Below are 23382 nucleotides of genomic sequence, written 5' to 3'. Positions count from 1 at the left end.
TTGCCTGATCGAAGTCGCGTCGTGGTCGCCCAGATGACCGGGACGCGACTTCGATCTGTGAAGGCTGGCGGGGCGGCGGCCACCAGATGCCGTACGCGGCAGGCGGGTCGCGGCTGCCGGGCGGTACCCCGGTCGCCGTTGGTCGACCCGGCCGCGCCCGGCTCATGGCGTGCCGGCATGATCGCAGCGTGCTGATCGAGGTGGAGAAGTTCGGCAAGTTCTCCTGGAGCCCTTTCCCGATCGCACAGATCGCGACCCCGATCGGACGGACGGCGGTCCCCTGGTGCGGCGCACCGGCTGCGCTACCGGGCCGGCGATCCTGGCCGGCGGCCACTGCGTGATCCTGCGCGGACACCTGTCCCTCACACCCGACGGTGTCGGTGTGCTCGACCTGGGCGGCTCGCTGGTCCTGTTGGAATTCGATGAGCGTGCACTCAGTGCGGACCACGGGTACAACCCGGTGGATCCCTGTTGCCCGGCGCACAGGGATCCACCGGGTTGTACTGCCCGGTCGCGTACATGCCGCGATCCGGCTTCCGGGAGCGTGCCCGCCCTGGGTGACTGGCCTTGAGATCGGCCATGGTTCGTGCGCGCCTGTCAGAGATGGATAACCTCGTTGGCGTGGCCACCGACGATCTTCCTGCCCCGCCCAGCTTCGAGGTGCTTGAAGCGTGGGCCGGCATCGGTCGGGTCGTGCAGATCAAGGCCCTCGACCCACCCGCGGACGGCGATGGCGACCACAGCACCCACTTCTGGCCTGGCGTGCTTGATCGCTGGCTCCACTGACCGGCCAACGCATCCAATGCTGCCGTGGTGATGGGGAGGTGCGATGAGACTCTGGTACGCCCCTCCGGCCCTTCGGCTCTTCGTGGGAATCTGTTTCCTGGTGTTCGGGGCGATCGGCATGCTCGTCATGACGGCGTCGCTCGTTCCGGCGTGGCAGGCGACGCACGGTGGTGGCCGGACCGGGACCTTCACGCTCACCGAGTTCACGGGGTGTGACCGGTTCAAGCCACCGGTGCAGCGGTGTGGCTGGTACGGCGATTTTGTCAGCGATGACGGCGCCGTTGTCCGCAGCCAGCAGGAGTTGGTCGGAGGGCTGCCGAAGGGGGCGCAGGCCGGGGAGACGCTGCGCGCCCGGGACGTCGGAAGCCCCGGGCTGATCTACCAGCTCGACGACACCGAGAGCTTCGATCAGACGGTCGAACTCCTGGGCGGCCTCACGGCGGTGTTCGTCGTCGGCTTGGTCCTGAGCCGGCCATGGCGGTTCAGAGCATGGCTTCGGTCGACGTTCCGCCGGCTCGGCACGACCTCGTCGAGGCGAACTGAGTAGCCGGCATGATCGCCCAGGACGCCGGCTCGGCTGCCGGGTGTGACTTTCACGCCGGTCCGCCGCCGGACGTGCAGGTCACCGTCGCTGGCACGCCGGACCGGGCGCTCGCCTGGAACGCTGACGGCGGTCAATATGGCGGCCGGCGAAGGGGGTCCGGCATGGTCTGGTCACGGCACGGTCTCGCGGTGGCTGTCGCTGCGTGCCTGACGGGCGTCACCGGCGCGGTCGCTGCCGGTGGCACCGCCGGCGCGGCGGCGGGTGGGTGCACGGTCGCGTACAGCGCGCAGCAGTGGGCTGTACGCCGGTGGTGTCCGCAACGGCTACAACCCGACCGGTGCACTGCCGCTCGTCCCGCCCGCCGGCGAGTGGTTCCCGGAGGCGTTCCGCGGCCTGCTCGCCAACGCCTACCCGCCGTTGCCGTGACCGGGCGTTCCGCGGTGCGCGGCGGCTGCCTGCGCGGGTTGCCGCTGGAGGTTCCGTGACGGCGGCGGCCACCGGTGCGAGGTGCACCGGTGGCCGCCGATTTCAGGTCGGTACTGCGTCGGGGTTGACGGTTACGGGTAGTTCACGACCTGGCGGGGGGTGGTGTTGCCGGCCGGGTTGGGGACGGCGCCGCCGGTGTCGTTGACGACGTTGGCGATCGTGCCGACGTCGCCGAGGGAGACGGTGATGATGCTGTGCAGCCGGACGCCGGTCCGGTTGGGCACCTCGAAGCCCCGGTCCACTCTGACGGTGGGGTTGACGTTGAAGTAGCAGTACGAGCCGCCGCCCCACAGTTCGTGGTCGGTCACGGTGTCGGCGACCTTGTAGGCGGCGTAGCCGTTGCCTCGGGGACCGATCCAGGCTGCCTGGTTGGGCACGTCGTACGGCTTCTCGTTCTGGAAGAAGATCGTCCGTCCGCGGTTGCCGTTCCAGATCACCTCGTACTTCTGGTAGTGCTCGACGAACAGGCCGGTGGCGAGCACGTCGTCGCCGTTCACGATGAGGCCGGTGTCGCCGGTGTTCACCGTCCAGCCGGTCGGGGCGCCGCCGTGGTCGGCCCGCCACGCCCAGATGTGGTCGATGATCGTGTCGTCGCTGTGCACGGCGAGGGTGGTGGTGGCCTTGCCCTGGACGCTGCTGCCGATGCGGAAGAAGACGTCCTGCAGGCTGATCGGGTTCGCGGCGTGGTCGGTGTGGACGCCGGCCTGACCGACGCTCATCAGCGTCGGGCTGTTCGTCGTCCCGGCGTCGAAGGTCAGGCCGCTGACCTTCACACCGTCGACGTCGGCGATGTTGAGCGCCTCGACCCCGTTGGACGGGATGAGGGTCGGGAAGCCGATGCCGGTCACCACGGTGTTGGCGCGGGTGACCCTGATGGTCTGGTCCAGGGTGTACGTGCCGGGGGTGAAGAACAGGTTCAGGCCCTGGGCGAGGGCCGAGTTGATCCGGGCGGCGCTGTCACCGGGCTTGGCGACGTAGAACTCGCGCATCGGGATCGAGGTGCCGGCGGTGTTCGGCCAGCTGGCACCCGCGGAGTTGCGCCGCACGGAGGGCGCGAAGACGCGGTACAGGCCGGCACTGTCGACGTACAGGTAGGGCTTCTCCCGGGTGACCGGGGTGGTCGCCAGGGTGGTGTGGGGCGGGTTCGGGAACGCGTTGGCCGGCGCGCCCTGGACGCCGGAGTAGACCATGTTCCAGACGCCGCCGTCCCAGCGGGCGATCCGGCTGTCGCGGGTGTACCACTGCTGCTGCGAGCCGGAGGACACGACGCCGTCGACGACGGAGTCGGCCAGGTAGCCGCCGCTGGAGTAGCCCTGCCCGTTGTCCTGGTTCGACGGTGCGAGGGTCAGGTTGCCGCGGATGTGCACCCGGCGCATCGGGGCGGCCTGGGAGACGGCCCACCGGTTGGTGCCGCCCTCGGGAACGATCGACAGGTTCTCCATGCTGCGCCAGAAGTTCTGGGTCGCGTTGAGCTCGTCGCCGAAGTTCCACCCGGAGTCGACGTTGACCGCGCCGTTGATCGTCACGTCGTCGGGGTTCAGGCCGAGACCGGCGATCGTGGTGTAGAAACCGACGTTGGCCCACACCCGCCCGTACGTGCCGGGCTTGAAGAGGAACACGTGGCGCTGGGTGCCGAACTGCGCGGTCGGGCTGCGCAGCTGCGCGTTGAACGCCTGGTCCACCGCCGCCTGGATGGTCGCCGCCGGCGTGGACGGCTCAAAGATCCGCACGTTCGGGCCGAAGTCGGGGGTGTCGGAGGTCGGGAGTGTCGGGGTGCTGGGCGACACCGAGGTCGACGGCGAGGCCGAAGGGCCGGAACCGGTGAAGACCTGGAACTCCCAGAGCGAGTAGCCCCACTGGGTGGCCCGGGCGGTGCCGTTCATGCGCACGTAGCGACCGGTCGTCGCGGTGACGGCCGGGCTCTGCACGCCACCGGTGCCGGCGGTCGTGCTGTAGATGTTCGTCCACGTCGTGCCGTTGGTGGACACCTGGATCTGGAAGGCGGTCGCGTACGCGGCCTCCCAGTTCAGCGTGACGCCGCAGACGGACACCGCGCTGCCCAGGTCGACCTGGAGCCACTGGGGGTCGGCGGCCGCGCTGGACCAGCGGGTGCCGGGGTTGCCGTCGAACGCGGCAGAGGCCGGGGTACCGGCGTTCTCCGTCGTCGACGCGGTCGCAGTCTTGCCCTGCGCCGTGTTGGTGGTGCCACAGGTGCCCGGCGTGTCGGGGGTGCCGCCGAAGACCTGGAACTCCCACAGCGACACGCCCCACTGGGTGGCCTTCGCGGTCGCGTTGAGGCGCACGTAGCGACCGCTGCCGGTGACCGGCAGGCTCTGCTGGCCGCCGGTGCCGGTCGTGGTGGAGTAGATGTTCGTCCAGGTGGTGCCGTTGGCGGAGGTCTGGATCTGGAAGGCGGTGGCGTACGCCCCTTCCCAGTTCAGTGCGACCCGGGTGATCGACTGGGAGGTGCCGAGGTCGACCTGGATCCACTGCGGGACACTGAAGGCGCTGGACCAGCGGGTACCGGTGTTGCCATCGGTCGCGCCGCTGGCGGGGGTGCCGGCGTTCTCCGTCGACGAGGCGGTCGTCGGACGGCCCTGCGACAGCAGGGTTTCGGCGGCGTCAGCGCGGGTCGTGACCACGACGATGTAGGCAACCATCATGGCCACGACCACGGCCGCGATGCCGGCCATGCGGAGGGTGCGCCGGCTCGTCAGTGATCCGGAACGTCGATGGCCGGGGCGGGGTTCCGACCACTCCATAGGGACTCCTTCGTGAAGCACGGGTATCGGCGGAGTTACAGGGGCGTGAGAGAGCGCTCTCTGGTGGCCACTCTGAAGGCTCCTCTGAGAGGTGTCAATGCTTGGCGGCAAAATGGCGGAGCGCCGACCGACGTCCAGCCCGTATGCAGGTCGGCGCGGTGCGGCCGGGCGCCGGTCGGTCGCGTCGCTGGCTGCCGACGCGTGGGAGCGCTCTCCGACCCGCGTGCGCGCTCAGCCTCCGGCGCCCGACAGACGCTCAGGCTCCGACGGCCCGGTAGGCGGCGGTGACGTACTCCTGCGCCCGGTCGGATCCGAGGATCCCGCCGCCCATCATGTTCATCACGTAGCTGATGGTCATCCGCCGGTCCAGGTCCACGATCGCCATCGAGCCGCCCCAGCCACCCCAGTAGCCGATCCGGCCTGTGCGGCCAGCCGGGCGGCGGCGGCCGGCGCGTCGTACAGGTCCTCGACCCGGCTCGGCGCGTCCAGGCCCGAGACGCCCGAGGCGTGCGCCAGCACATGACGGACCTTGACCCCGCCCTTGCCGTTCACACCGAACTCGGGCCAGTACGCCGCCACCGGTGCGTCAAGGTCCAACTGGCCGCGGTCGACGAGGATGAGGACCGCCAGCGCGACGACCTGCTTGCTGATCGACCAGGCATTGGTGATCGTGTCGGCCTCCCACGGCCGGGTACGGGCCTCGTCCTGGTACCCGCCCCACACGTCGACGACCGTCTCGCCGCCGACGTCGATCGTGATCGACCCGCCGAGTTCCGCGCCGGAGTCCAAGTTCCGCTGCAGGGCGGCGCTGACCTCGGCGAATTGCTCCGTGTGCATGGTGGCGTACTCCTTCTTCCGGTTGCCGGAAGAGCAGCGTCCACCCCTCACATCAGTGAGAAGGTCAAGTGCCGGCGATCACGTCGCCGGCGGTCGCCCGGCTCAGCCTTCGATGAGCGCCGCGACCCGGCGCGCGGTCGCGCGGTCCCGCACCAGATCGCCGAGCACGTCGCGCAGCGCCTCGCCGGTCTCGTCGTCGGCGTCGAGCGCGACCTGCAGGCGGGTGAGCGCGAGCGTGCGTTGCGCAGCCGGGCGCCGCTCCGACTGGTACGCGTCGAGCTCGGCCTGCGGCGCCGCGCCGCGCAGCACCGCCGCCAGGGTCCTGCCGAGGGCGACGGCGTCGAGCAGGCCGGCGTTGATGGCGGAGCCGCCGGCACTGAAGATGTGCGCGGCGTCGCCGGCGAGGAAGACCCGGCCTTCGCGGTACCGCTCCGCGTGCCGGCTGTTCGCCACGACGCTTCTCGCGGCAACGGCCGTCGTGTACGGCAGGTCGGCACCCAGGACGCGGCGCAGGCTCGCCCGCAGCTCGTCGTCGCTGAGCTCGTCGGTCGGCTCGCTGTCACCACGCGGTTCGTGCGTGCTGACGATGTACACGTCATCCGGCGCGGAGCGGTCGAGCGCGTCGGCAGGGGCGATGGTGATCGACCCGTGCCCGGTCCGGTTGGGCCGGAAGGGCACGAGCGGCCCGACACCGCGCACCTCGATGCGATCGCCGACCCTGGCTACGGCCCCGGCCGGGATGGTGACCCGGGCCAGCCGGGAGATGTTGGCGCTCGTGACGCCGGGGAAGCCGATACCGAGGTACTTGCGCACGAAGCTCCGTGCGCCGTCGCAGCCCACGAGGTACCGGGTGCGCAGCTCGACGGGCGAGCCGCCGGCGGCGGCCTGGACGGTCACGCCGTCGCCGTCCTGCTCGAACCCGGTGACCTCGCGCCCGCGCTGGACCGTGGCGCCGAGGCGCACGGCGCGCTGCGCCAGCAGCAGTTCCAGCCGGTGCTGCGGCACCGGGAGCACGTGGAGGGGACTGCGCAGCAGGCCGAGTTCGAGGGTGAACGGGCCGAAGCGAAACCGCGGTGGCCGTACCACCCGCAGGCCGGTGCCGCGCAGGAGCTTGCGCCGCCGCAACTCCAGGACGGCCCTGCCGACAACGCCGTTGCCTTTCGGGGTCTGCACCGGCTCGGCGTTGCGGTCCAGAACGACCACACGGACGCCGGCGGCGGCGAGGTCTCCGGCGAGCAGCAGGCCCGTCGGTCCGGCGCCGACGACAACTACGCCGAGGGTGTCAGCCTTGGTTGACATGACCGTCAACCTAACTTGACACGTAGTCCGGCGTCAACCTACGTTGACACGGTCGGCAGCACGAAACGGACGGTGTCCAGCCCTCACAGCAGGGAGAAGGTCAGGTGCCCGCGATCACATCGACGAACTCGAGGATCGCGGTACGCCGAGCGGTCAGGTCGTCGATCCGGGCCCCCAGCGAGGCGGCCTCGCGGCGCAGCGCGGCCACAAACTCCGCGTCGACACCGTCCAGCGCGGTCGGATCCGGCCCCCGCATGCACGGCAGCAGGTCCCGGATCATCCGGGTCGGTAGCCCGGCGGCAAGCAGGGCACGGATCTGGGCGACGCGTTCCACTCCCGGGTCGCAGTACATCCGGTAGCCGTTCACATCCCGCCCAGGCGTGATCAGGCGCTGCTCCTCGTAGTACCGGAGCAGCCGCTGCGGGACCCCCGTCCGGGCAGCCCTCTCGCCGATCATCATCCCTCGATGATGCCCCGCCCACGCTCGTAGCCTGTAGCAGGAAGCCGTCCAGGCGGCCGCTGACACCAACGCCGGCGGACTCCTGCCCCGTGACCTTGGGACTGGGCGACGTTCCGGATGCGGCTCGGCACGATACGGCGACCTTCGCGAAGCCAGGACGGGGCAGGACATGGACCAAGGCACCCGCGACGAGCTGCTCCGCCGCCTGGCTGAGGCAGTCGGATCCACCACCGCCGCACACCCGCGGCGGGTTGCCATCGACGGCCCGCCCGCCGCGGGCAAGACCACGCTTGCCGACGAGCTGGCCGCCGTCCTGCGCACGCAGGGCCGCGACGTCATCCGCGCGACGATCGACGATTTCCTCTTCCCCCGGGCACGGCGCTATCCGCGCGGCGAGTACTCAGCCGAAGGCTGCTACTTCGACGCCCACGATTACGACGCGCTGAACCGGGTGCTGCTCGACCCGCTCGGCCCGGGCGGGGACCGGCGCTTCCAACACGCGGTCTACGACCGCACCGCGGACGCCGTGCTGTCCCCGCCGGTCACGACCGCCCCAGCCGACGCCGTGCTGGTCTTCGACGGCGTCTTCCTCATGCGCCCGGAACTGATGGATCGGTGGGATCTGCGCATCTTCGTGTCGACCACGCTCGAGAAAACCGTGGATCGTGCCGTGATCCGAGAGCGCCAGGTGTCATCACGCGCCGAGGTCGAACGGCGCTGGCGCGAGCGGTACATCCCCTCCCAGCAGCTCTACTTCGCTACGGTCCGCCCGACCGATCACGCCGACATCATCGTGCACAACGACGAGCCCCAGCGGCCCGTCTGGGAGACCCGAACACGCTGACCGCAGTCAATGCGGGATGTCATGTTCCGTACCAGGCCGCGGTCGCCTCCTGTGGTGTCGTTGCGGTCGCGCAGCCCGCGACGCGGTGGGTCCAGGCGCTGATGACGTCGCGGAGCTGGGCGGGCTCTTCCACCAGGAACGGGCGTCCGAGCTCGGCCAGGACGCCTGGGAGCCAGTCGAGCTGCTGCGCCCGCAGCCGTACCAGCACCCAGTCCGGGCCGTGTCCGGCGTGCGGTTCGACGGTGGCGATGCCTCGCGGCAGCCGCGTGTGTACCTCGTCGGCCGTGCCCTGCACCGCTATGGCGACCTCGTGGCGCCAGGGGGTGCCGGCCAGGCTCGCGCGGACCACGTCGGCGGGCCGGAAACCGTCGGGCACCGTGAACGTGCCCTGCGCCAGGCGTACCTGCGTGATCCGGTCGAGTCGGAAGGTACGCAGCTCTCCCGAGACCGAGTCGGGGCCGGTCACGTACCAACGTCCGGAGTGCGCGACGATGCCGTACGGATGCACGGTTCGCTCGCTGCGCCGGCCGCCGCGGTTGGTGTAGACGATCACCGCGGGTCGGCGCTGCCGGGCCGCCGCGGCCAGCCGGAGCATGACGGAGGTCTCCGGTGTGGTTGTCTCGCGCTCGGGTGCGGTGAAGTCGGTGGTCGCGAACAGCGCGTCCAGCCGCGCGGCGAGGGTACTGGGCAGCACCCTGCGTACCTTGGCCGCTGCCGCTTCGGCGGCCTCCCTCGACGCGGTCGCCAGGCCGGCTCGGTGGCCCGCCACCAGGCCGAGGAGGACGGCAAGTGCTTCCTCGTCGGTCAGCATGAGCGGGGGCATCCGGAATCCGGGCGCCAGCCGGTAGCCGCCGTACCGTCCGCGTACCGATTCGACCGGCACGTCGAGATCGAGCAGGTGCTCGGCGTACCGGCGCACGGTGCGTTCGTCGACGTCGAGGCGCCTGGCCAGGTCAAGAGCGGTGTGGGTACCGCCGCCCTGCAGGATCTCCAGGAGGGCGAGGACCCGCGCGGTCGGTCGCGGCATGGATCAAGATTCTTCCAGATACCGGGCGGAACATGTCCGGTATCGCTCCTAGCCTGGGTTCACGCCCACAGCGCACGAGGGAGAACGTCATGATTTTCGCGTCGGTCCGTATCATCACCGGCCAGGTCGGCCGTCTCACGGACTTCTACGAGCAGGTCACCGGGCAGACCGCCCGCCGGTACACGCCCGACTTCGCCGAGGTCGTCCTGCCGGGGGCGACCCTCGCGATCGGCAGCGCCGCCACGGTCAAGCTCTTCGGCGAAGGCTCGGCCGAGCCGGCCGCCAACCGGACGGCGATCGTCGAGTTCCGGGTGGACGATGTGGACGCCGAGTTCGCTCGGCTGCGGGACATGATCGGTGAGCTCGTTCAGGAGCCCACCACGATGCCGTGGGGCAACCGATCGCTGCTGTTCCGCGACCCCGACGGGACGCTGGTCAACCTGTTCACGCCGGTCAGCGCCGAGGCGATCGCCCGGCAGCAGCGCTGATCGCCGGTCGTCAGCCGGCCGTGACGGCAGCAGCGCCCACCCGCGTGCCGGTCCCGCTCCTCTCGATCGCGGCGCCCCGGCGGTGGAATCTGATGGCCTTCCCGCCATGCCCCGGACTGTGCGCATATCGGCGAAGCTCAAACGTTCGGGTGAGATCCGGTACACAACCGGCACGATATTGTCGGGGCCGTGACGCGGGACGCGCTTCGATCGCCGGCGACCCTCGCGGCCGGCGTCACCGGCGCGGACCGGACCATCCGGGCCTGTGTCGCGGCCACCGTCGCGGTGGCGGTGTCCGGCACGGCCTGGTGCGTCGCCTACCTCACCGTCGGCGCCGGCACCGAAGCGCTGGCGTACACGTTCGCGCCGGCCGGCGGTGTGTTCGCGGCCGGGGCCGTGCGCGGGCTCATCCGGCACGGTGACCTCGACCCGGTCGCCCGGCGCTTCTGGCGCGCCGTGCTGTTCGCCGTCGCCATCATCGCCGCCGGGTACGCGTGGCTGGCCGTCGACATGCTCACCCACGCCGCGCAGGCGCACACGCGCAGCATGCCGGTGCCCGCCGCGGCCTGCGTCGCGATCGGTTTCCTCATCGCGATCTGGGCCGTCGCGCGGGTCCCGGTCGCCGTCGCCGGCCGGGCCGAGCGGTGGCGGATGCTGCTGGACCGCGCCATCGCGTTCCTCGGATGCGCGGCGGTGCTCTGGTACGTGGGTCTCGCCCCCATGCTCTCGGCCCGCGAGCCGTGGAGCCGGCAGGCGATGGTGCTGGTCGGAATGGCGTTCCTGGTCACCGTCGGCGCCGCGACAAAAGTGTCGTACGTGATGGGCGGGCCCGTCGACCGTACCGCGATCCGGCTCGTCGCGGCCGCCGGTGGGGTGCCCGCGGGGATCGTCGCCGTGCTCGCCGTGCAGTACGGCTACGCCGGCGGCGTCCCCGCCCAGGCGATCGTGATGCCGTTCGCGCCGGTGCTCATCGCGTTCGGCGTCGCCGCCCAGCGCCGCGCCGACCTCGGGTCGCGCCGCGACATCGGCCCCAGCGGTGTGCTGCTGCCGTACCTGGCCGTCATCGCGGTCGACGTGCCGCTGCTGGCGATGGCGTGCGGGGCGCCGATGCACTGGCCGAGCCGGGTCGTCGTCATCGCCGCCGTCGTCGTGACGGGCCTGGTCACGGTACGGCAGTTCCTCGCGTTCCGGGAGAACACGCTGCTGCTGCGCAACACCCGCGTGCAGGAGGAGCGGCTGCAGTACCAGGTCAGCCACGACGGTCTGACCGGCCTGGCGAACCGGGCGCTGTTCCGGGGGCGGCTCACCACCGCCCTGGCCAGGACCGGCCGCGCGTCGGTGCTGCTCGTCGACCTCGACGACTTCAAGACCGTGAACGACCTGCTCGGCCACGGCGTCGGCGATGAGCTGCTGGTCTCGGTCGCGCAGCTGCTCGCCGCCGAGGTCGGCGGCGACGGGCTGCCGGTGCGTGTCGGCGGCGACGAGTTCGCGGTGCTGCTCACCGCCCCCGACGCCGACCCGGAGGAGCTGGCCGGCCGGCTGCTCGCCGCGCTCAACCAGCCCATCAGCGAGCACCGGCTGCTGGTCCAGGCCAGCATCGGCATCGCCGACGCCCACCCCGGCGCGACCGTCGACTCGGTGCTGCGCGACGCCGACGTCGCCATGTACACGGCGAAACAACGCGGCAAGGCGAGCTTCGTGCGTTACACCGACGGCATGGGCGAGCCGGTGCTGGCGCACATGCAGCTCGGCGGGGAGCTGCGCCGCGCCCTCGACGAGGGTGAGCTGCGCGTGGTGTACCAGCCGATCCTGCGCCTCGCCGACCACCGCATGATCGGGGTCGAGGCCCTTGTGCGCTGGCACCACCCGAGCAAGGGGGTGATCAGTCCGGCCGAGTTCATCCCGGCCGCCGAACGCACCGGCCTCATCGTCCCGCTGGGCCGGTACGTGCTGCGCGAGACCTGCCACCAGGCGGCAGCGTGGCTCGCGGAGTTCGGGCCGGACGCGCTGGAGGAGGCGGGCCTCAACGTGTCCGCCCGGCAGCTGCACGACCCCGACTTCGTCGCCGACGTGACCGCCGCCCTCGCCGACAGCGGGCTGCCGTGCCGGCGGCTGGTCCTCGAAGTGACCGAGTCAGCGGTGCTGCGCGGGCAGCAGGTGTCGCGCACCCTGTACGAACTGGCCCGCATGGGCATCCGCCTGGCGCTGGACGACTTCGGTACCGGCGAGTCGTCGCTGAGCCTGCTGCGCGCGTTCCCCGCCGCGATCGTCAAACTGGACAAGTCGTTCGTGGACGGCATCGAGATCGACGACGGCCGGCCGGCGGCCGCGGACGCCCGGCAGGCGGTGGCCCGGGCCGTGGTCCAGCTCGCGCACGCGCTCGGCCTGGACACCGTCGCCGAGGGCGTCGAGAGTGCCGAGCAGGCCGTGGTGCTGGGTGAGCTCGGCTACACCGTCGGGCAGGGGTACCACCTGGCCCGCCCGATGACCGCCGGCGAGATCGGCGTGCTGCTCGCCCGCCAGCAGTCGACGCCCGACTTCATACGTGGCAACGCAACTGCACGAGGATGACGTCGCCCTCCAGCCCCTCCAGGTGTGCCGCGATCTCCACCCACGTCCACGGCTCGGTGCGCCCTTCCCGGTGCGGGCAGGTGGCAAGGCTGTCGCACGCGCCGTGCACCGGCGGGTAGCCCCGCTCGATCCACCAGCCGTCGACCGTCAGCAGCTCGGCGTTGCGCTGCACCTCTTCGGCCCTGGCGGAGACGTACTGCTCGCGGGACAGCGTGAACCAGTGCAGCATCTCCGGCAACCGGTGCACGACGCCCGCCTCGTAGCACGGTGCCGCCTCGAGCCGCCGGATCAACGGCTGGTCCCGGTACCGCCGGCGCGCCCCCTCCCGGCCAGGGTCCGGCACGAGACGGTAGCCGCCGGCGCCGTCGGGCTCGACCGGCACGTACGGCACCTGGTACTCCGGCAGTGCCGCGAGGTGCTCCAGCGGCAGCGCCGGCGGCAGGTCCGCCCGCACCTCGTGGAACAGGTCCCACAGCTGTCCGGCCGCGACCTGGGCCGCATCACTGGGACCGGTCAGGTCGAGCAGTCCCCGCGGTCCGCCCGCGCAGGTGCCGTCCGGCCGCGGCTGGACGATCCGGGGGTCCTCGGCGGCACCGGGCCGCAGCCGGAACCCGCCGACCGTGGCGATGGACCACGACTCCCACTGATCCCGTTCGGCCGCGTACCCGCACATCGCCTCGAACGGCGCCATCGCCGCACCGATCGCGCCGGTCAGGTCCGCCGCGGCCACCGGCGGCAGACACACGACGATGCTCAGCCCGGCCACCGGCACACCGTACCGTCCGCATGGTTCTCCCGGTGGAACGGTTCAGGCCCGGGTGAGCGGCATTCCTCGGCACCGCCCTCCCCGCTCGTGCCAGCGCCGAACATGCCCGTGGTGAGGCAGTGTTCAGCCGGAATCCGTGGAACGAGTAGCCGGGTGCGGCACCGGCGTTCGTCGACCGGCTGGCTGGCGAGCCGTCGCCCGCGTCGTTGCTGGCGTGGGGCGCGGCGGGTGCGGCCGCACGGACGCTGCACGACGCGCCTCTGCCGCTGTGGCCCGGACTGGTCGACGGTCAGAGCTGATCATCCTGGGTGCGCACAATGCCGAGAAGCGTGCGTTCGCCAGACGGAAGGGCGCAGAATGGCCGGGTGGATCAGGCGGTGATCGATGCCATCCGGGGCGGTGACGTGGCGGCGGTGCGTCAGTTCCTGTTTGATCTCCCGCATCCGGACTGCTGGCAGGAGGAGGGCCGGGCGCTGGCCAGCGAGGTGGTCCGGTCGGGTGGCCCGGGTCTCGCGCAGCTGCTCTACGGGTACGGTGCGGCCCTGCCGTCCGGGCCGTGGGGCAGCATCGACCCGGCGGTGTGGGCGGCTGACCACGGGGCCAGTGTCCTGTTGAAAGCCCTGTTGCAACGCTACCCGGCGCCGCGCGCCACCCTGCGGCGTGCGCTTGCAGCGGCGCGGGCCTGGCTGGACGTCGACCTGGAGGCCGAGCTGCGCCACCGGGCGGGTTCGGCCGGCGATGCATCTGTCACGGTGGTCCGCGATCACATCAGGGTCGACGAGTACGAAACCCGGGCACGGCGGATCCGTCTGCGCACGACCAGCGGCGAGTGGGCGGAGGTCCTCACCGAGCACCGAGCCGTCGTCACCGTCCTGGAGCAACACCTGGACCTGCGGGTCTCACGCGACGAGCTGCTGGCGCGGGCCTTGTGGTCGGCGGATCCGCAGTCGTGCACCTGGTCGGAGTCGCAGCTCGCCGCCCGGAGGCGGTTCCCGGCGGAGGGGACCTTCTGGTGGGCGACGGCCCGGCTCGCCGATGAGGACGCCGCGGTGCGCCGCTTCACCGCCGAGCTGCTGCACATGTCAACGGTCGACGGGGAGGTCGCCGGCACGTCGTACGCCGCCGACGCCCGGGCGGTGCTCCGGGCGCGGATGGCGGCCGAGACCGACACCGAGACACTGTGCGAGGTGCTCGGAGCATTTGCGGGCTTCAGCGAGCGCCATCCGACCCTGCACGAACTCCTGCCGTTCGCCGCGGACCATCGCCCGGAGATACGCCGGCGCGTAGCCATGGGCCTGTTCGACCACGCGGGAGCGGATTGGCAGGGGCCTGCCCTGGACACGATGCTGCGCCTGGCTCGGGACCCGGACCCGACGGTCCGGGCGACGGCCAGGGCCGCGCTCGTCCACGCCAGGGTCGACACGCCCGCGCTGCGCGAAATGCTCACCGCCGAGTTGGACAGCGACAACAGGGCGTCGCAAATCGACGCGGCGGTCGGGCTGGCCCTGCGCCGGAACGCGCATGCCCTGGTGCGGCTGCGCCGGATGAGCGACGAAGATGGATACGAGTCGCGCGCCTGGAACGAGCTTGACCGGGTAGAGCGGATGCTTGCGCCGCGGCCTCCAGTTGTAGAACAGCCGGAACGCGTCGGCGAGCGTGCCACCGGCCTCGGTCACGTCGTCGAAACCGGGGAGCATGGCGCGCACCAGGTCGTCCTCGGACACCGACCTGACGAACCGCCCGTCGTGGTCCAGGACCATGAGCTGGCCGACCTCGGACACGCTGATCACCTCGGCGGCCCGCCGGATGGTCGAGCCCCAGCCGTATGTAGGCCGGAAACGCCGCCATGACGTCGCTGACCAGCACGGCACCTCCAGTCCGCCCTCAGCGCCCGTATGCCGGGAAAGCCGCCGCAGATGAGGTCGGTCCACCGCCATCATCGCACCGCGCGCCGCGGAAGTTCATCGAACAAGCGGCTGACGGCGCCCCTCAGCCGTTCGCCGCCGGCAGCGGGCCGTGGCCGGTCGTCGACCGTGCCGGGGGACAGCCGCCGGTGCCGGCGCGGACGCCGGTCAGCACAGCGGTCGCCGGTGCAACACTTCGACGTGCACGATGCGGTCATGGACCACGTCGAGGTTGAGGTAGCCCGGCCACGGTCGTGCGGGTCGTCTCCACCGAGGCGTTCCTGACCGGGTATGAGCCGACGAGCATCCCGGTCACCACGGCTTTCGGGTACAACTGGGACCGGCCGTGCGCATTCGTCGACGACCGGACGTTCGTCCTCGCCCTGGACGACAGTGTGGACCTCCTGGACGAGGACGAAACCGCCGACTACAGGTACCGTCAGCTGGCCTTCTTCACGATCCCGGACCTGCCCCGCCCCGGCGACGCGGACCGCCGGCTCGCGCCCAACTCGTTCGCGGACTGCGACGTGTTTCCGCGCAACGAGTACGGCGAGGTCAAGGGCCAGCTGCACTACGACCCGGAGTCCGGTTGCCTGGTCGCGCTCACCGACGGCAACGGCTGCTTCCTCGTCTCGTTGGACGGCGACGTCGTGGCACATCTGCCGGACCTCAGCATCGCCAGTCCACCGTCACACACCGATTTCGGCAGCAGTTACAGCGGCCCCAGCGGCTGGTCGTACGCGCCGCAACACCGGATGTTCTACCGCTGGGTCGCCGGTACGGGCATCGAAGAACGCGACCTGCCCACACCACGCCGGCCGGCATAGGCAAGCATGCTGTGCCGGCCCGGTCGGTCCACGATCGCGACGAGGTCGACGAACGAGCCTCGTGTGTCGCCGTCCCATAGGGCCGCTTGCCCGCGATGTGCCGCGGAGCGGCGGCCAGGCGGTGGAGCGGTCAGCGTTCGCCTGTACCACCGCGACGGAGCCGGGCCCATCGCCGGCGATCCAGGACGAACAGACCGGCCAGTACCGCCAAGGTGCCCCGGCAAGGCAAGGTGCGACCGGCAGGTCAAGGAGCCGGCTCCCGCCGTAACCGACGCCCGCGCCGGCCAGACACAGCACCGCGACCGCCGACCAGCCGGCCAGGTTCAGTTGCACCCTGCGGAACAGCCGGACATGACGCCAGAACCGGCGCCACGGCGTCACAGGCCGGTATTCAGCGTATCGACGTTTCACGACATCTCCGCGGTGCGACGTGGCGGCGGTCGACCGGACCGGCCTGGGGAGCTCAACACCATGCTGTCATGCCGAGACGGTAGCTCTGGGCTGGTGTGACCATCAGGTGGTCAAGCATTCTGTACGACCGCTCCGCGCGGGCGGGACGGCTGGCCGGCAGCCCGAGCGGCGCGGGTATCTTGCGCGCGTGGACCTTGACAGAGACGGCGAACCGCGGCCGGTCGAGTTCGTCGGTACGAGCCGGCTCAGCGTGCCGATGCCGTTCACGACACTGGTGCCGCCGCCCGAGCCTGCCGAGCGGCGCCGATCGTGGCCGTGGCTCGTGCTGGCCGGATTCCTGGCGGCGGGGCTGGTCGCGGCGCTGTACCTCACCATCGGTACGGCGGCGCCGAAGCCCGCGGCCGTCGCGAGCGCCCCGGCGACGAAAAGCTGGGCGCAGGAGAAGGCGGAGTTCATCAACGAGGCGCTCGCCGCGCAGGGCCGGGCGCTGCTCGCCGGCGACCTCGCCGGCTACCTCGTCACTGCCGACCCGTCGCTGCACGACGAGTTCACGCAACGGTTCCACTCCTTGCGGGCGCTCGGGGTCGCGGCGTGGACGGCGAAGGTGTCGCGGATGCCGCGGGAGGCCCACGACCGGCAGGAGGTCACCGTCACGATCGGCTACTGTCTCGGCACCGCCGACTGCAAGCCGGTCGAGCTGGTCCTGCCGAGCAGGTGGACGGTCCGGGACGGGCGCGCGGTCGCGACCTCGTTCCAGCGGACGGTGCTGCCGTGGGACCTGACGCCGCTGCAGGCCGTCGTCGGGAGCCGGGTGATCGTGGCCGCACCCGTCAGCATGGCCGCCGGGGAGGTCCACCGTACCGTTGCCGCCGCCGAGCAGGCCGCCGCGGTCGCCGACCGCTTCGCCCGGTGGGGGCCGGCGCCGAAACGCTACGTCGTCTACGTTGCCGGTCCGCAGGAGTGGCGCACCTGGTGGAACGGTGAGGACCCGGACTTCGACGGCTCCGCCCACGGCTCCTACGGGGTCGCGATCCGCGCCGGCGGCAATCCGGACGGCCTGCCGCGGCTGCTGACCCATGAGTTCACGCACGTGGTGAGCGTCGGTGACGAGTTCGGCGGCGGCACGTACTGGTGGCTGACGGAGGGGCTCGCGGAGTACGCCTCGGACCACGACGGCAGCATGACCCGGGCCCGGCTGCCGTCGGTCCGCCGGTACGTACGGGCCGGCCGGTGGGACGGCTCGATCACGCTGGGTCGAATGCCGGCGGACGCGTCCGGCGACGACCAGCCGGCCCGCTACGGCATCGCCCTGCTCGCGGTCTCGTGCCTGGTTCAGCGCTTCGGCGAGGACCGGACGCTCGACTTCTTCGCCGCGGTCGTCCGCGAGTGGTCGGACCCGGAGACGGCCGCGCCGAAGGTGTTCGGCACCGAATGGGCGCCGGTCGCGGCCGGTTGCGCCACCAAGGTCCGGGACAGAGCGCGATGACGGCCCGACAGCGACGACCAGGCTGGCTGATCCCGCACGAGTCGCCGAACGTAGCTGCCGCCGGCCCACCTACGCTGTCGCCATGATCGAACGGTTGAGTCACCGGTGGCGGCGGGAGGCAGCGGAGCAGGAGGCGGCGGTCGCCGCCGGGACGATGTCGCCGGACGAGGCGTATGCGCTGACGTTCTTCCCGCCGGCGTTCGTGGCCGCGGTGGACGCGGCCCTGGAGGCGTACGAGCAGGAGGTCGCGAGCCTGGAACCACCGGCGGACGCGGCGGTGTGGGCCGCGGTCGAACGGGTCGTGCTCGCGCTCAACGACGTCGACCTGGCGTTCGGCCACCATATCGAGACCATGACCCGGGAGGAGCTGAGCGAGTACATCGAGGACGTCCTGGCCGAGGCCGGCATCGATGTCGAGGCGCTGCTGGAACGCCGTGGCGTCGACGAAGCGGCCGGTGAGTGGCGCGACTGGTGACCGTCACCCGGCGAAGCCGTCAGTCCTCGAGACCCGTATCTCCGGGCCCACGCGACGGCCTGCGCGTGTCCTGATCACGGGCCGAATATGGGGCCCAGGAAGCACACCACGAAGAACGCCAGGATCGTGAGCAGAGCGATCACCGCGACGACCCGCTGCCGCCCCGACATCGGGCGAAGCACGGTACGCCGTGCGCTGAGCGGCACGCCCGGGCGGGGCTCCGGCAGCGTCTCGACACCGCGACCGCCGGCCAGCGACGCGAGCAGGGCGTCCGCGGCCTCGGCGGTGCCGCCCCGCCCGGCCAGCAGCGTCACGACGTCGGGGTGATCGTGCCGGATCAGCGCCACGAGCAGATGCTCGGTGCCCACCTGCGCGGAGCCGGCCTGCCGCGCGACCACCGTGGCCGCTGCGAGCACCCGTTCGGTCGGCCCGGCCAAGGAGGCCACGTCTTCGACCGGGGCGGCGGCGTGCGGCGGTGGCGCCGGCGGCGCGGTCCACACCTGGGCCACGTTGCCGCCGTCGTACAGGGTGAGCGCGGTGGCCAGGTCGACCGGCGTCACGGTGGCGCGTCCGACGGCCCGGCACAGCGCGGCGGCTTCGCGGACGACGGCGCGCGCGTCGACCGTCAGGCGCGTGTAGCTCAGGGTCGAGCCGGCCCCCTCGGCGGCCCGCGGCTCCTCCGGCGGCCCTTCGGTGCCCGGCTCTCCGGCCAGCCGGGCGAGTAGCGCCGCAACGGTTTCGGCTGTCGCGCCTCGCGCGCCGAGCGCCGCCACGACGTCCGGTGGCCCGCTCCGCACGAGCGCGGCGAGCAGGTGCTCGGTGCCGATGTGCTCGGCCGACTCGGCGACGGCGAGCTGCGCTGACTGCGTCAGTACCGCTCGTGCCACCGCATCGAACCGGTGCGGCGCCGCCGGTGACGGGCGTTGGCCGGGCGCGGCCGGCGGGGGCGACGTCCAGATACCGGCGGTGTTGCCGACCGGCTGGGCGGCCAGCGCGGCGGCGAGATCTGCCGCGGTCATCTCCGACCGGCCGGCGGCGACCGCGCAGTGCGGTGCGAGCGCCACCACCTGCCGCGCCTCGGCGGTCAACCGTTCGAACACGAAGCACTTTCTACCTGATCATGCGGGTGTACGGAACCTTGCCGCGGCCGGGCACGGGCGACGGCGGTCGTGTACTACGTTCTGTGGACGTGGGAGCACTCGGATGGGCTGGGCGGAACTATGTCGCGGGACCGGTGTTGTCGCTGCTCGACGGCAGGCTGAGCGTCGCGCCGCCGGCCGGGGCGCGGGTCGAGGCGCGGCAGCAGTCGTTGATGGGCGTGGCGACGTCCGACCGGGCGGAGACCCGGATGGTGTACGACCTGGACGGCGAACGGTTGGTGCTGCTGGCGACCGAGCTGTTCCGGACGGTGCCCGGCGACCTGGCCGCGGCGGTCGGCGCGGTCGCGGCCACCTGGCCGTTGCCCGCCGGTCAGCAGCTCACCGGCATCCCGCTGCCGGGCGACGTGGTGGCCTACGGCTACCGGCCGCTGGACACCACCCGCCGGGCCGTGCCGGTGGCGGACGCGTTCGTGCGGACCGGTGACACCAGCGTCGTACGGGTGCAGCTGTTCGCGTCGCCGAACGCCGTCGACGACCCGGACGGACTGGCCGCGCTCGCCGCGCGGGTCCTGGCGACCGTCACGCCGGGCGGCCGCGGCTGCGGGGCGGCGGCAGGGACAAGGACCCTGACCGGCCTGGACGGCATGCCCGTCCTGGCGTTGGACACGCCGGCCGGTTGGGTGGCGTACCAGGAGCCGGGCATGTCGTTCGTCGTGCTGCGCCTGTACCGGATGACGCCGCTGGGCGGACCGTCGGTGTCGGCCAGCGTGTACCGGGGCAGCGCACCCTCGCTGGCGCACACCGCGTTCCCGGCGGACACGGTGACCCGGACCGGCGGCCGGCTGGTCGGCCTGCCGACCGACTGGGTGCACGTGTTCCCGAAGGATGCCGGCGCCCCGCCGAGGCACCTGCGCGAGGCGCTCGTCGAGGCCGACCACGGCCAGTTCGTCCACGCCATCGCCGACACGGAGGACCCCGCGTACGAACGGGAGATCGACGCGCTGCTGGCATCCATCAGGCGCTGCTGACCGACCGGCCGGACCCGGCGGGTGCGATACTGCCAGTCGTGGCGGCCATCACTCGGGGGTTGCGGTGATCGTCGATGTGGGCGGCGCCGTGATCGAGGTGTCCAAGGCCGTCGCGGCGGACTTCACCGATTGGCACGACCAGCAGTTCGCCGCCGTGACCTTCGCCGACCGGTTGCTGCACTTCCCGGACCCGCGGTGGCGCTGCGCGTACCTCGGCAAGGGCGAGGAGAAGGCCGTTTTCTGCGTCTGCGACCACCGGCAGCGGGTCTTCGTCATCGAGGTCATCGACGAACGGACCTACCTCAACGGCAGATTCGTCACCGGGACCTACTTCTTCGAGCGCCGCGTCACAGGCATTTCCGGCGTCGACTTCGACCCGCGGGCGCTGATCGGGCTGCGGTTCACTGGCCTGATCAAGGTCCGCGATTTCGTCGACGGCTACGAATGGGCCCGCTTTCAGTGGCGCCGGGACCGCCAGAGCTGGCTCGACCGCCCGCTGACCGCCGTGCTGCGCCTCGTCCTCGGCGGGCGGTACGAGGCGTACCAGCAGCGATACCGCGACGTCCACGAGCGCAACGTGCTGTTCGAGGTCCGCACGCGCAACACGTCAGGCGTTCCGGTCCTGGCCAGAGACGCCGCCGGTCGGGTCCGCCTGGTCCGGGTCGGCCTGCAACCCGTCGACCTCCGCTGAACTGCTGTCCTTGAGGAGATACCGATGCCCCACGTGACGCTCTACGCGCTCGAAGCGGACCTCGCCGGGCGCGAGCCCGACCTGATCGGCTCACTGACCAGTGCCGTCGTGTCCGTGTACGGCGAATGGGCCCGAAGCTCGGTGGACGTCAGACTGATCGGCATCCCCGCCGGCCGATGGGCCCGCGGCGGGGCGGCGGTGACCACGGCCGCGCCCTCGGTCACCTTCGGCATGCGCGAAGAGGTGTTCGCCCGCGAGGACGCAGCCACCGTTGTCGCCCGGCTCGTCGCCGCGTTCACCGACGCCGTCACCGCCGTGTTCGGCGAGGACTGCCGCGACGACGTGCTCGTCGAGCTCGTCGGCCAACCCACGTCCCGCTCCGGCCTCGGCGGGCAGGTCATCAGCCCGTAACGGCGACACGCGCCCGTCGACGGGCTTCTGATCAGCTATCGTGCCCGGGTGGACATCCAGATCCAAGTCGTGTCCCGGTCGCCTGGATGACCACGACGCGACTTCGATCAACCGCGCAAGATCACAAGCGAACTCCAACAACCCGTGCTGGGCGACGGGGTCATGGTCGACGGGCGCGCCACGGATGTGGCGATCGAGATTGCTCGCGGCAAGGACGGCTCGGTGGTGGTGTTCCCCGCGATGCCTGCGGAGGGGTAGCCACGCTGGGCGGTCAGGTGCCCGAGCGGGCTGAGACCGGTTCTTCCGGCAGGCGGCTCGGCAGGGCGGCGGTGTGGCAGTAGAAGTTGCGGATCTGCATGACGACCCGGTCGTAGTCGTCGAGGTTGATGGGCTTGGTGACGTACGCGTTGGCGTGTGCGGTGTAGCTGGCCGCCACGTCGTCCGCCGCCGCTGACGTGGTGAACACGATTGTCGGGATGGACTTCAGGTCGTCGTCGGCCTTGATGGCGGTCAGTGCCTGGCGGCCGTCGACGCGGGGCATGTTCAGGTCCAGCATGATCAGGTCGGGGCGGGGTGCGTCGGCGTACGGGGGCTGGCGTCGCAGGAACGCGAGGGCCTCGCCGCCGTCGGCGACGTGGTGCAGCTGGCTGGCGGCGCTGTGCTCGGCGAAGGCGCTCTGCACCAGCGCCACGTCGCCGAGGTCGTCCTCGACGATGAGCACCTGCAGCAGCGGCTGGTCACGGTTCACGAGGAGGCCGTCGTTCACCACCCGACGGTATCGGCTCGGTGACGGTCGGCGGCACGCACGATCGGCCGGTCAAGTCTGGCGGTCCGGCAGGTCCTCGTGGACCGTCGAGGTGCCGGACCGGACGCACCGGGGGCACCCGTGCGGCCCGCCGGTCGAGCGCGCACCGATCCAACCGTGCCGCCGCAGCACGCTCCACGCCAGGTCCCATCGGTGCAGCGCGGCGCCGAGACCGCGCAGCAGCAGGCCGCAGCCGTCGCAGCGGAGACTGAAGTCGATCCCGTCCGGTCCGTGCACCGCGGTCATGGCGGCCCTCCGTACACCTGAAACCTGTCCCCATGGTCACGCGGTGGCATGGCGACAATCCTTCGGAAATGTGACAGCTGGACGACAACCGGGCTCAGCCGACCAGGCTGTCGCCGAGCGGGGTGCGGCGGTAGAGCACCGACCGGCCGGACCTGGCGCGTTCGACGAGCCTCGATCGGTGCAGGACCGCGAGGTGGTCGCCGACGGCGCCGGTGGCCAGGCCGAGGGCGCGGGCGAGCTGGCTGGTGCTGGCCGGGTCGGCGAGGGTGACCAGTAGCAGCGCCCGGGAGCGGCCCAGCAGCGCCGACAGGTGCGCCGGCGCCTGTGGCGGGCCGTGCTCCAGCAGGGTCGCGACGCCACGGGCCGGGTACACGATCGCTTTGGGCCACGGCTTGTCGGCGTACACGGCGATCTGCGGCCACACGAACACCGACGGGACCAGGAGCAGCCCGTCGCCGTCGAGGGCGGTCTCGCCGCGGGCCCGCACGAGCAGGTCGATGCCGCCGTCGCGCCACCGCACCTTCGGGTGCAGCCCGGCGAGGGCGGCGGCCCAGCCGGCGCGGCCGAGCTCGCCGACGCGGTGCACCACGTCGCGTTCGCACAGCAGCCGCAGGCGCGGCCAGTCGTCGGCGAGCAGCGCCGTCCACGCGGCGGCGAGCAGGGCGGCGAGGCGGTCCACGACGTCGGGCGCGGTGAGGACCGCCCGCGCGGCCGGCGGCACGTCGGGCCGGCGCAGGTAGAAGTCGATCTCGGCGCGTACCGCGGCGGGCGGGGCGGCGCGCATGGCGGCGAGGTCGTCGTCGATGCTCTGCCCGAGGCCGTGCGGCGGCGGGGAGAAGAACGTCGCCCCGGACCCCGGCCCGTGCAGGGCGAGGACGGCGTCCAGGGCGGGGTCGGCGCGTAACGGCGAAAACCGCGGCCGCAGCCGGTCCAGCCACGACTCCGGCACGCCCTGCCGGTGCGGGCTGGCCAGGGCGCGGATCAGGTGGTGCAGCTCGAAGACCGGCGAGAGCGCGAACCGGGTGCGCAACAGGTCCTCGGCCCCGACGACGAACCGCAGCATGCCTGCGACCTTACGCCACAGGACGAATCATTCGTGCCCGTACGCCCGTGACCGCAGGCTGCTGG

At 71.8% G+C, this 23382-nt stretch carries 24 protein-coding genes; 14 read left to right on the top strand and 10 right to left on the bottom strand.

Going from position 1 to position 23382, the window contains the following annotated elements; translation table 11 throughout:
* Positions 1–188 precede the first annotated feature (188 nt).
* From AB0H83_RS31670 to AB0H83_RS31655, 4 genes are all read left to right on the top strand, one after another.
* Positions 189–341, top strand: coding sequence for a hypothetical protein (locus AB0H83_RS31670; protein ID WP_360101378.1), 153 nt, complete (start codon positions 189–191; stop codon positions 339–341).
* 280 nt (positions 342–621) lie between these two features.
* Positions 622–786, top strand: a complete 165-nt coding sequence (locus AB0H83_RS31665; RefSeq protein WP_360101376.1) for a hypothetical protein — start codon at positions 622–624, stop codon at positions 784–786.
* A gap of 100 nt (positions 787–886) precedes the next feature.
* Positions 887–1333: a hypothetical protein gene (locus AB0H83_RS31660; protein WP_360101374.1), complete on the top strand. Its 447-nt coding sequence runs from the start codon at positions 887–889 to the stop codon at positions 1331–1333.
* Between the two features lie 258 nt (positions 1334–1591).
* On the top strand, positions 1592–1756 hold the full coding sequence (locus AB0H83_RS31655) for a hypothetical protein (protein ID WP_360101445.1): 165 nt from the start codon (positions 1592–1594) through the stop codon (positions 1754–1756).
* Positions 1757–1887: 131 nt separating this feature from the next.
* Here the strand turns inward: AB0H83_RS31655 and AB0H83_RS31650 are convergent, their stop codons facing one another.
* The 4 genes from AB0H83_RS31650 to AB0H83_RS31635 form a co-directional block, all read right to left on the bottom strand.
* A complete protein-coding gene (locus AB0H83_RS31650; RefSeq protein ID WP_360101372.1) occupies positions 1888–4578 on the bottom strand; it encodes a discoidin domain-containing protein in 2691 nt (896 codons plus the stop codon).
* A 354-nt stretch (positions 4579–4932) separates the two neighbouring features.
* A complete protein-coding gene (locus AB0H83_RS31645; protein ID WP_360101370.1) occupies positions 4933–5415 on the bottom strand; it encodes a serine hydrolase domain-containing protein in 483 nt (160 codons plus the stop codon).
* A 102-nt stretch (positions 5416–5517) separates the two neighbouring features.
* Entirely contained in the window at positions 5518–6714 is a 1197-nt protein-coding gene (locus tag AB0H83_RS31640; RefSeq protein ID WP_360101368.1) for an FAD-dependent monooxygenase, read from the bottom strand.
* Between the two features lie 100 nt (positions 6715–6814).
* Positions 6815–7174 (bottom strand): MerR family transcriptional regulator, encoded by a 360-nt coding sequence (locus tag AB0H83_RS31635; RefSeq protein ID WP_360101366.1) that lies wholly within the window; start codon positions 7172–7174, stop codon positions 6815–6817.
* Between the two features lie 169 nt (positions 7175–7343).
* On the opposite strand from AB0H83_RS31635, the gene AB0H83_RS31630 reads away from it, so the two are divergent.
* Positions 7344–8018, top strand: a complete 675-nt coding sequence (locus AB0H83_RS31630; RefSeq protein WP_360101364.1) for a cytidylate kinase family protein — start codon at positions 7344–7346, stop codon at positions 8016–8018.
* 19 nt (positions 8019–8037) lie between these two features.
* Here AB0H83_RS31630 and AB0H83_RS31625 read toward each other — a convergent pair whose 3' ends face one another.
* Positions 8038–9045, bottom strand: a complete 1008-nt coding sequence (locus tag AB0H83_RS31625; RefSeq protein ID WP_360101362.1) for a WYL domain-containing protein — start codon at positions 9043–9045, stop codon at positions 8038–8040.
* Between the two features lie 89 nt (positions 9046–9134).
* Here AB0H83_RS31625 and AB0H83_RS31620 point away from each other — a divergent pair, with 89 nt between their 5' ends.
* Both AB0H83_RS31620 and AB0H83_RS31615 read left to right on the top strand, forming a co-directional pair.
* Positions 9135–9533 carry a VOC family protein gene (locus tag AB0H83_RS31620; protein WP_360101360.1) on the top strand — a complete coding sequence of 133 codons (399 nt, stop codon included), beginning with the start codon at positions 9135–9137 and terminating at the stop codon, positions 9531–9533.
* A gap of 189 nt (positions 9534–9722) precedes the next feature.
* Entirely contained in the window at positions 9723–12104 is a 2382-nt protein-coding gene (locus AB0H83_RS31615; RefSeq protein ID WP_360101358.1) for an EAL domain-containing protein, read from the top strand.
* On the opposite strand, the gene AB0H83_RS31610 is transcribed toward AB0H83_RS31615, so the two are convergent.
* Entirely contained in the window at positions 12073–12870 is a 798-nt protein-coding gene (locus AB0H83_RS31610; RefSeq protein ID WP_360101356.1) for a hypothetical protein, read from the bottom strand. The two genes, AB0H83_RS31615 and AB0H83_RS31610, sit on opposite strands and share 32 nt — an antisense overlap.
* A 365-nt stretch (positions 12871–13235) precedes the next feature.
* On the opposite strand from AB0H83_RS31610, the gene AB0H83_RS31605 reads away from it, so the two are divergent.
* The 4 genes from AB0H83_RS31605 (at position 13236) to AB0H83_RS31590 (ending at position 17973) form a co-directional block, all read left to right on the top strand.
* Positions 13236–14720, top strand: a complete 1485-nt coding sequence (locus AB0H83_RS31605) for a hypothetical protein (RefSeq protein ID WP_360101354.1) — start codon at positions 13236–13238, stop codon at positions 14718–14720.
* Between the two features lie 308 nt (positions 14721–15028).
* The gene (locus tag AB0H83_RS31600) at positions 15029–15601 is read left to right on the top strand and encodes a hypothetical protein (RefSeq protein WP_360101352.1); all 573 of its coding nucleotides are present in this window, start codon (positions 15029–15031) and stop codon (positions 15599–15601) included.
* Between the two features lie 598 nt (positions 15602–16199).
* Positions 16200–17498 (top strand): hypothetical protein, encoded by a 1299-nt coding sequence (locus AB0H83_RS31595; protein WP_360101350.1) that lies wholly within the window; start codon positions 16200–16202, stop codon positions 17496–17498.
* Between the two features lie 82 nt (positions 17499–17580).
* On the top strand, positions 17581–17973 hold the full coding sequence (locus AB0H83_RS31590) for a DUF5713 family protein (RefSeq protein ID WP_360101348.1): 393 nt from the start codon (positions 17581–17583) through the stop codon (positions 17971–17973).
* Between the two features lie 74 nt (positions 17974–18047).
* On the opposite strand, the gene AB0H83_RS31585 is transcribed toward AB0H83_RS31590, so the two are convergent.
* On the bottom strand, positions 18048–19073 hold the full coding sequence (locus AB0H83_RS31585) for a Clp protease N-terminal domain-containing protein (RefSeq protein WP_360101346.1): 1026 nt from the start codon (positions 19071–19073) through the stop codon (positions 18048–18050).
* A gap of 89 nt (positions 19074–19162) precedes the next feature.
* Here AB0H83_RS31585 and AB0H83_RS31580 point away from each other — a divergent pair, with 89 nt between their 5' ends.
* The 3 genes from AB0H83_RS31580 (at position 19163) to AB0H83_RS31570 (ending at position 21203) form a co-directional block, all read left to right on the top strand.
* Positions 19163–20101, top strand: coding sequence for a hypothetical protein (locus AB0H83_RS31580; RefSeq protein ID WP_360101344.1), 939 nt, complete (start codon positions 19163–19165; stop codon positions 20099–20101).
* Positions 20102–20165: 64 nt separating this feature from the next.
* Positions 20166–20792, top strand: coding sequence for a hypothetical protein (locus AB0H83_RS31575; protein ID WP_360101342.1), 627 nt, complete (start codon positions 20166–20168; stop codon positions 20790–20792).
* A 24-nt stretch (positions 20793–20816) separates the two neighbouring features.
* Positions 20817–21203, top strand: a complete 387-nt coding sequence (locus AB0H83_RS31570; protein WP_360101340.1) for a hypothetical protein — start codon at positions 20817–20819, stop codon at positions 21201–21203.
* A 271-nt stretch (positions 21204–21474) separates the two neighbouring features.
* On the opposite strand, the gene AB0H83_RS31565 is transcribed toward AB0H83_RS31570, so the two are convergent.
* The 3 genes from AB0H83_RS31565 to AB0H83_RS31555 form a co-directional block, all read right to left on the bottom strand.
* Positions 21475–21969, bottom strand: coding sequence for a response regulator (locus tag AB0H83_RS31565; protein WP_360101338.1), 495 nt, complete (start codon positions 21967–21969; stop codon positions 21475–21477).
* A 51-nt stretch (positions 21970–22020) separates the two neighbouring features.
* Positions 22021–22254 carry a hypothetical protein gene (locus tag AB0H83_RS31560; RefSeq protein WP_360101336.1) on the bottom strand — a complete coding sequence of 78 codons (234 nt, stop codon included), beginning with the start codon at positions 22252–22254 and terminating at the stop codon, positions 22021–22023.
* Positions 22255–22348: 94 nt separating this feature from the next.
* The gene (locus tag AB0H83_RS31555) at positions 22349–23317 is read right to left on the bottom strand and encodes a DUF5937 family protein (RefSeq protein WP_360101334.1); all 969 of its coding nucleotides are present in this window, start codon (positions 23315–23317) and stop codon (positions 22349–22351) included.
* Between the last annotated feature and the right edge of the window lie 65 nt (positions 23318–23382).

The sequence above is a fragment of the Dactylosporangium sp. NPDC050688 genome (assembly GCF_040654515.1).
Classification (GTDB): Bacteria; Actinomycetota; Actinomycetes; order Mycobacteriales; family Micromonosporaceae; genus Dactylosporangium.
The sequence above is the reverse complement of the archived record's forward strand: the minus strand, read 5'-3'. Positions and strand labels throughout refer to the sequence as shown.

Excerpts from the sequence above, each read along its gene's own strand:
- AB0H83_RS31650 (WP_360101372.1), bottom strand. The coding sequence starts at position 4,578 with ATGGAGTGGTCGGAACCCCGCCCCGGCCATCGACGTTCCGGATCACTG.
- AB0H83_RS31645 (WP_360101370.1), bottom strand. The coding sequence starts at position 5,415 with ATGCACACGGAGCAATTCGCCGAGGTCAGCGCCGCCCTGCAGCGGAAC.
- AB0H83_RS31640 (WP_360101368.1), bottom strand. The coding sequence starts at position 6,714 with ATGTCAACCAAGGCTGACACCCTCGGCGTAGTTGTCGTCGGCGCCGGA.
- AB0H83_RS31635 (WP_360101366.1), bottom strand. The coding sequence starts at position 7,174 with ATGATGATCGGCGAGAGGGCTGCCCGGACGGGGGTCCCGCAGCGGCTG.
- AB0H83_RS31630 (WP_360101364.1), top strand. The coding sequence starts at position 7,344 with ATGGACCAAGGCACCCGCGACGAGCTGCTCCGCCGCCTGGCTGAGGCA.
- AB0H83_RS31625 (WP_360101362.1), bottom strand. The coding sequence starts at position 9,045 with ATGCCGCGACCGACCGCGCGGGTCCTCGCCCTCCTGGAGATCCTGCAG.
- AB0H83_RS31620 (WP_360101360.1), top strand. The coding sequence starts at position 9,135 with ATGATTTTCGCGTCGGTCCGTATCATCACCGGCCAGGTCGGCCGTCTC.
- AB0H83_RS31590 (WP_360101348.1), top strand. The coding sequence starts at position 17,581 with ATGATCGAACGGTTGAGTCACCGGTGGCGGCGGGAGGCAGCGGAGCAG.
- AB0H83_RS31570 (WP_360101340.1), top strand. The coding sequence starts at position 20,817 with ATGCCCCACGTGACGCTCTACGCGCTCGAAGCGGACCTCGCCGGGCGC.
- AB0H83_RS31560 (WP_360101336.1), bottom strand. The coding sequence starts at position 22,254 with ATGACCGCGGTGCACGGACCGGACGGGATCGACTTCAGTCTCCGCTGC.
- AB0H83_RS31555 (WP_360101334.1), bottom strand. The coding sequence starts at position 23,317 with ATGCTGCGGTTCGTCGTCGGGGCCGAGGACCTGTTGCGCACCCGGTTC.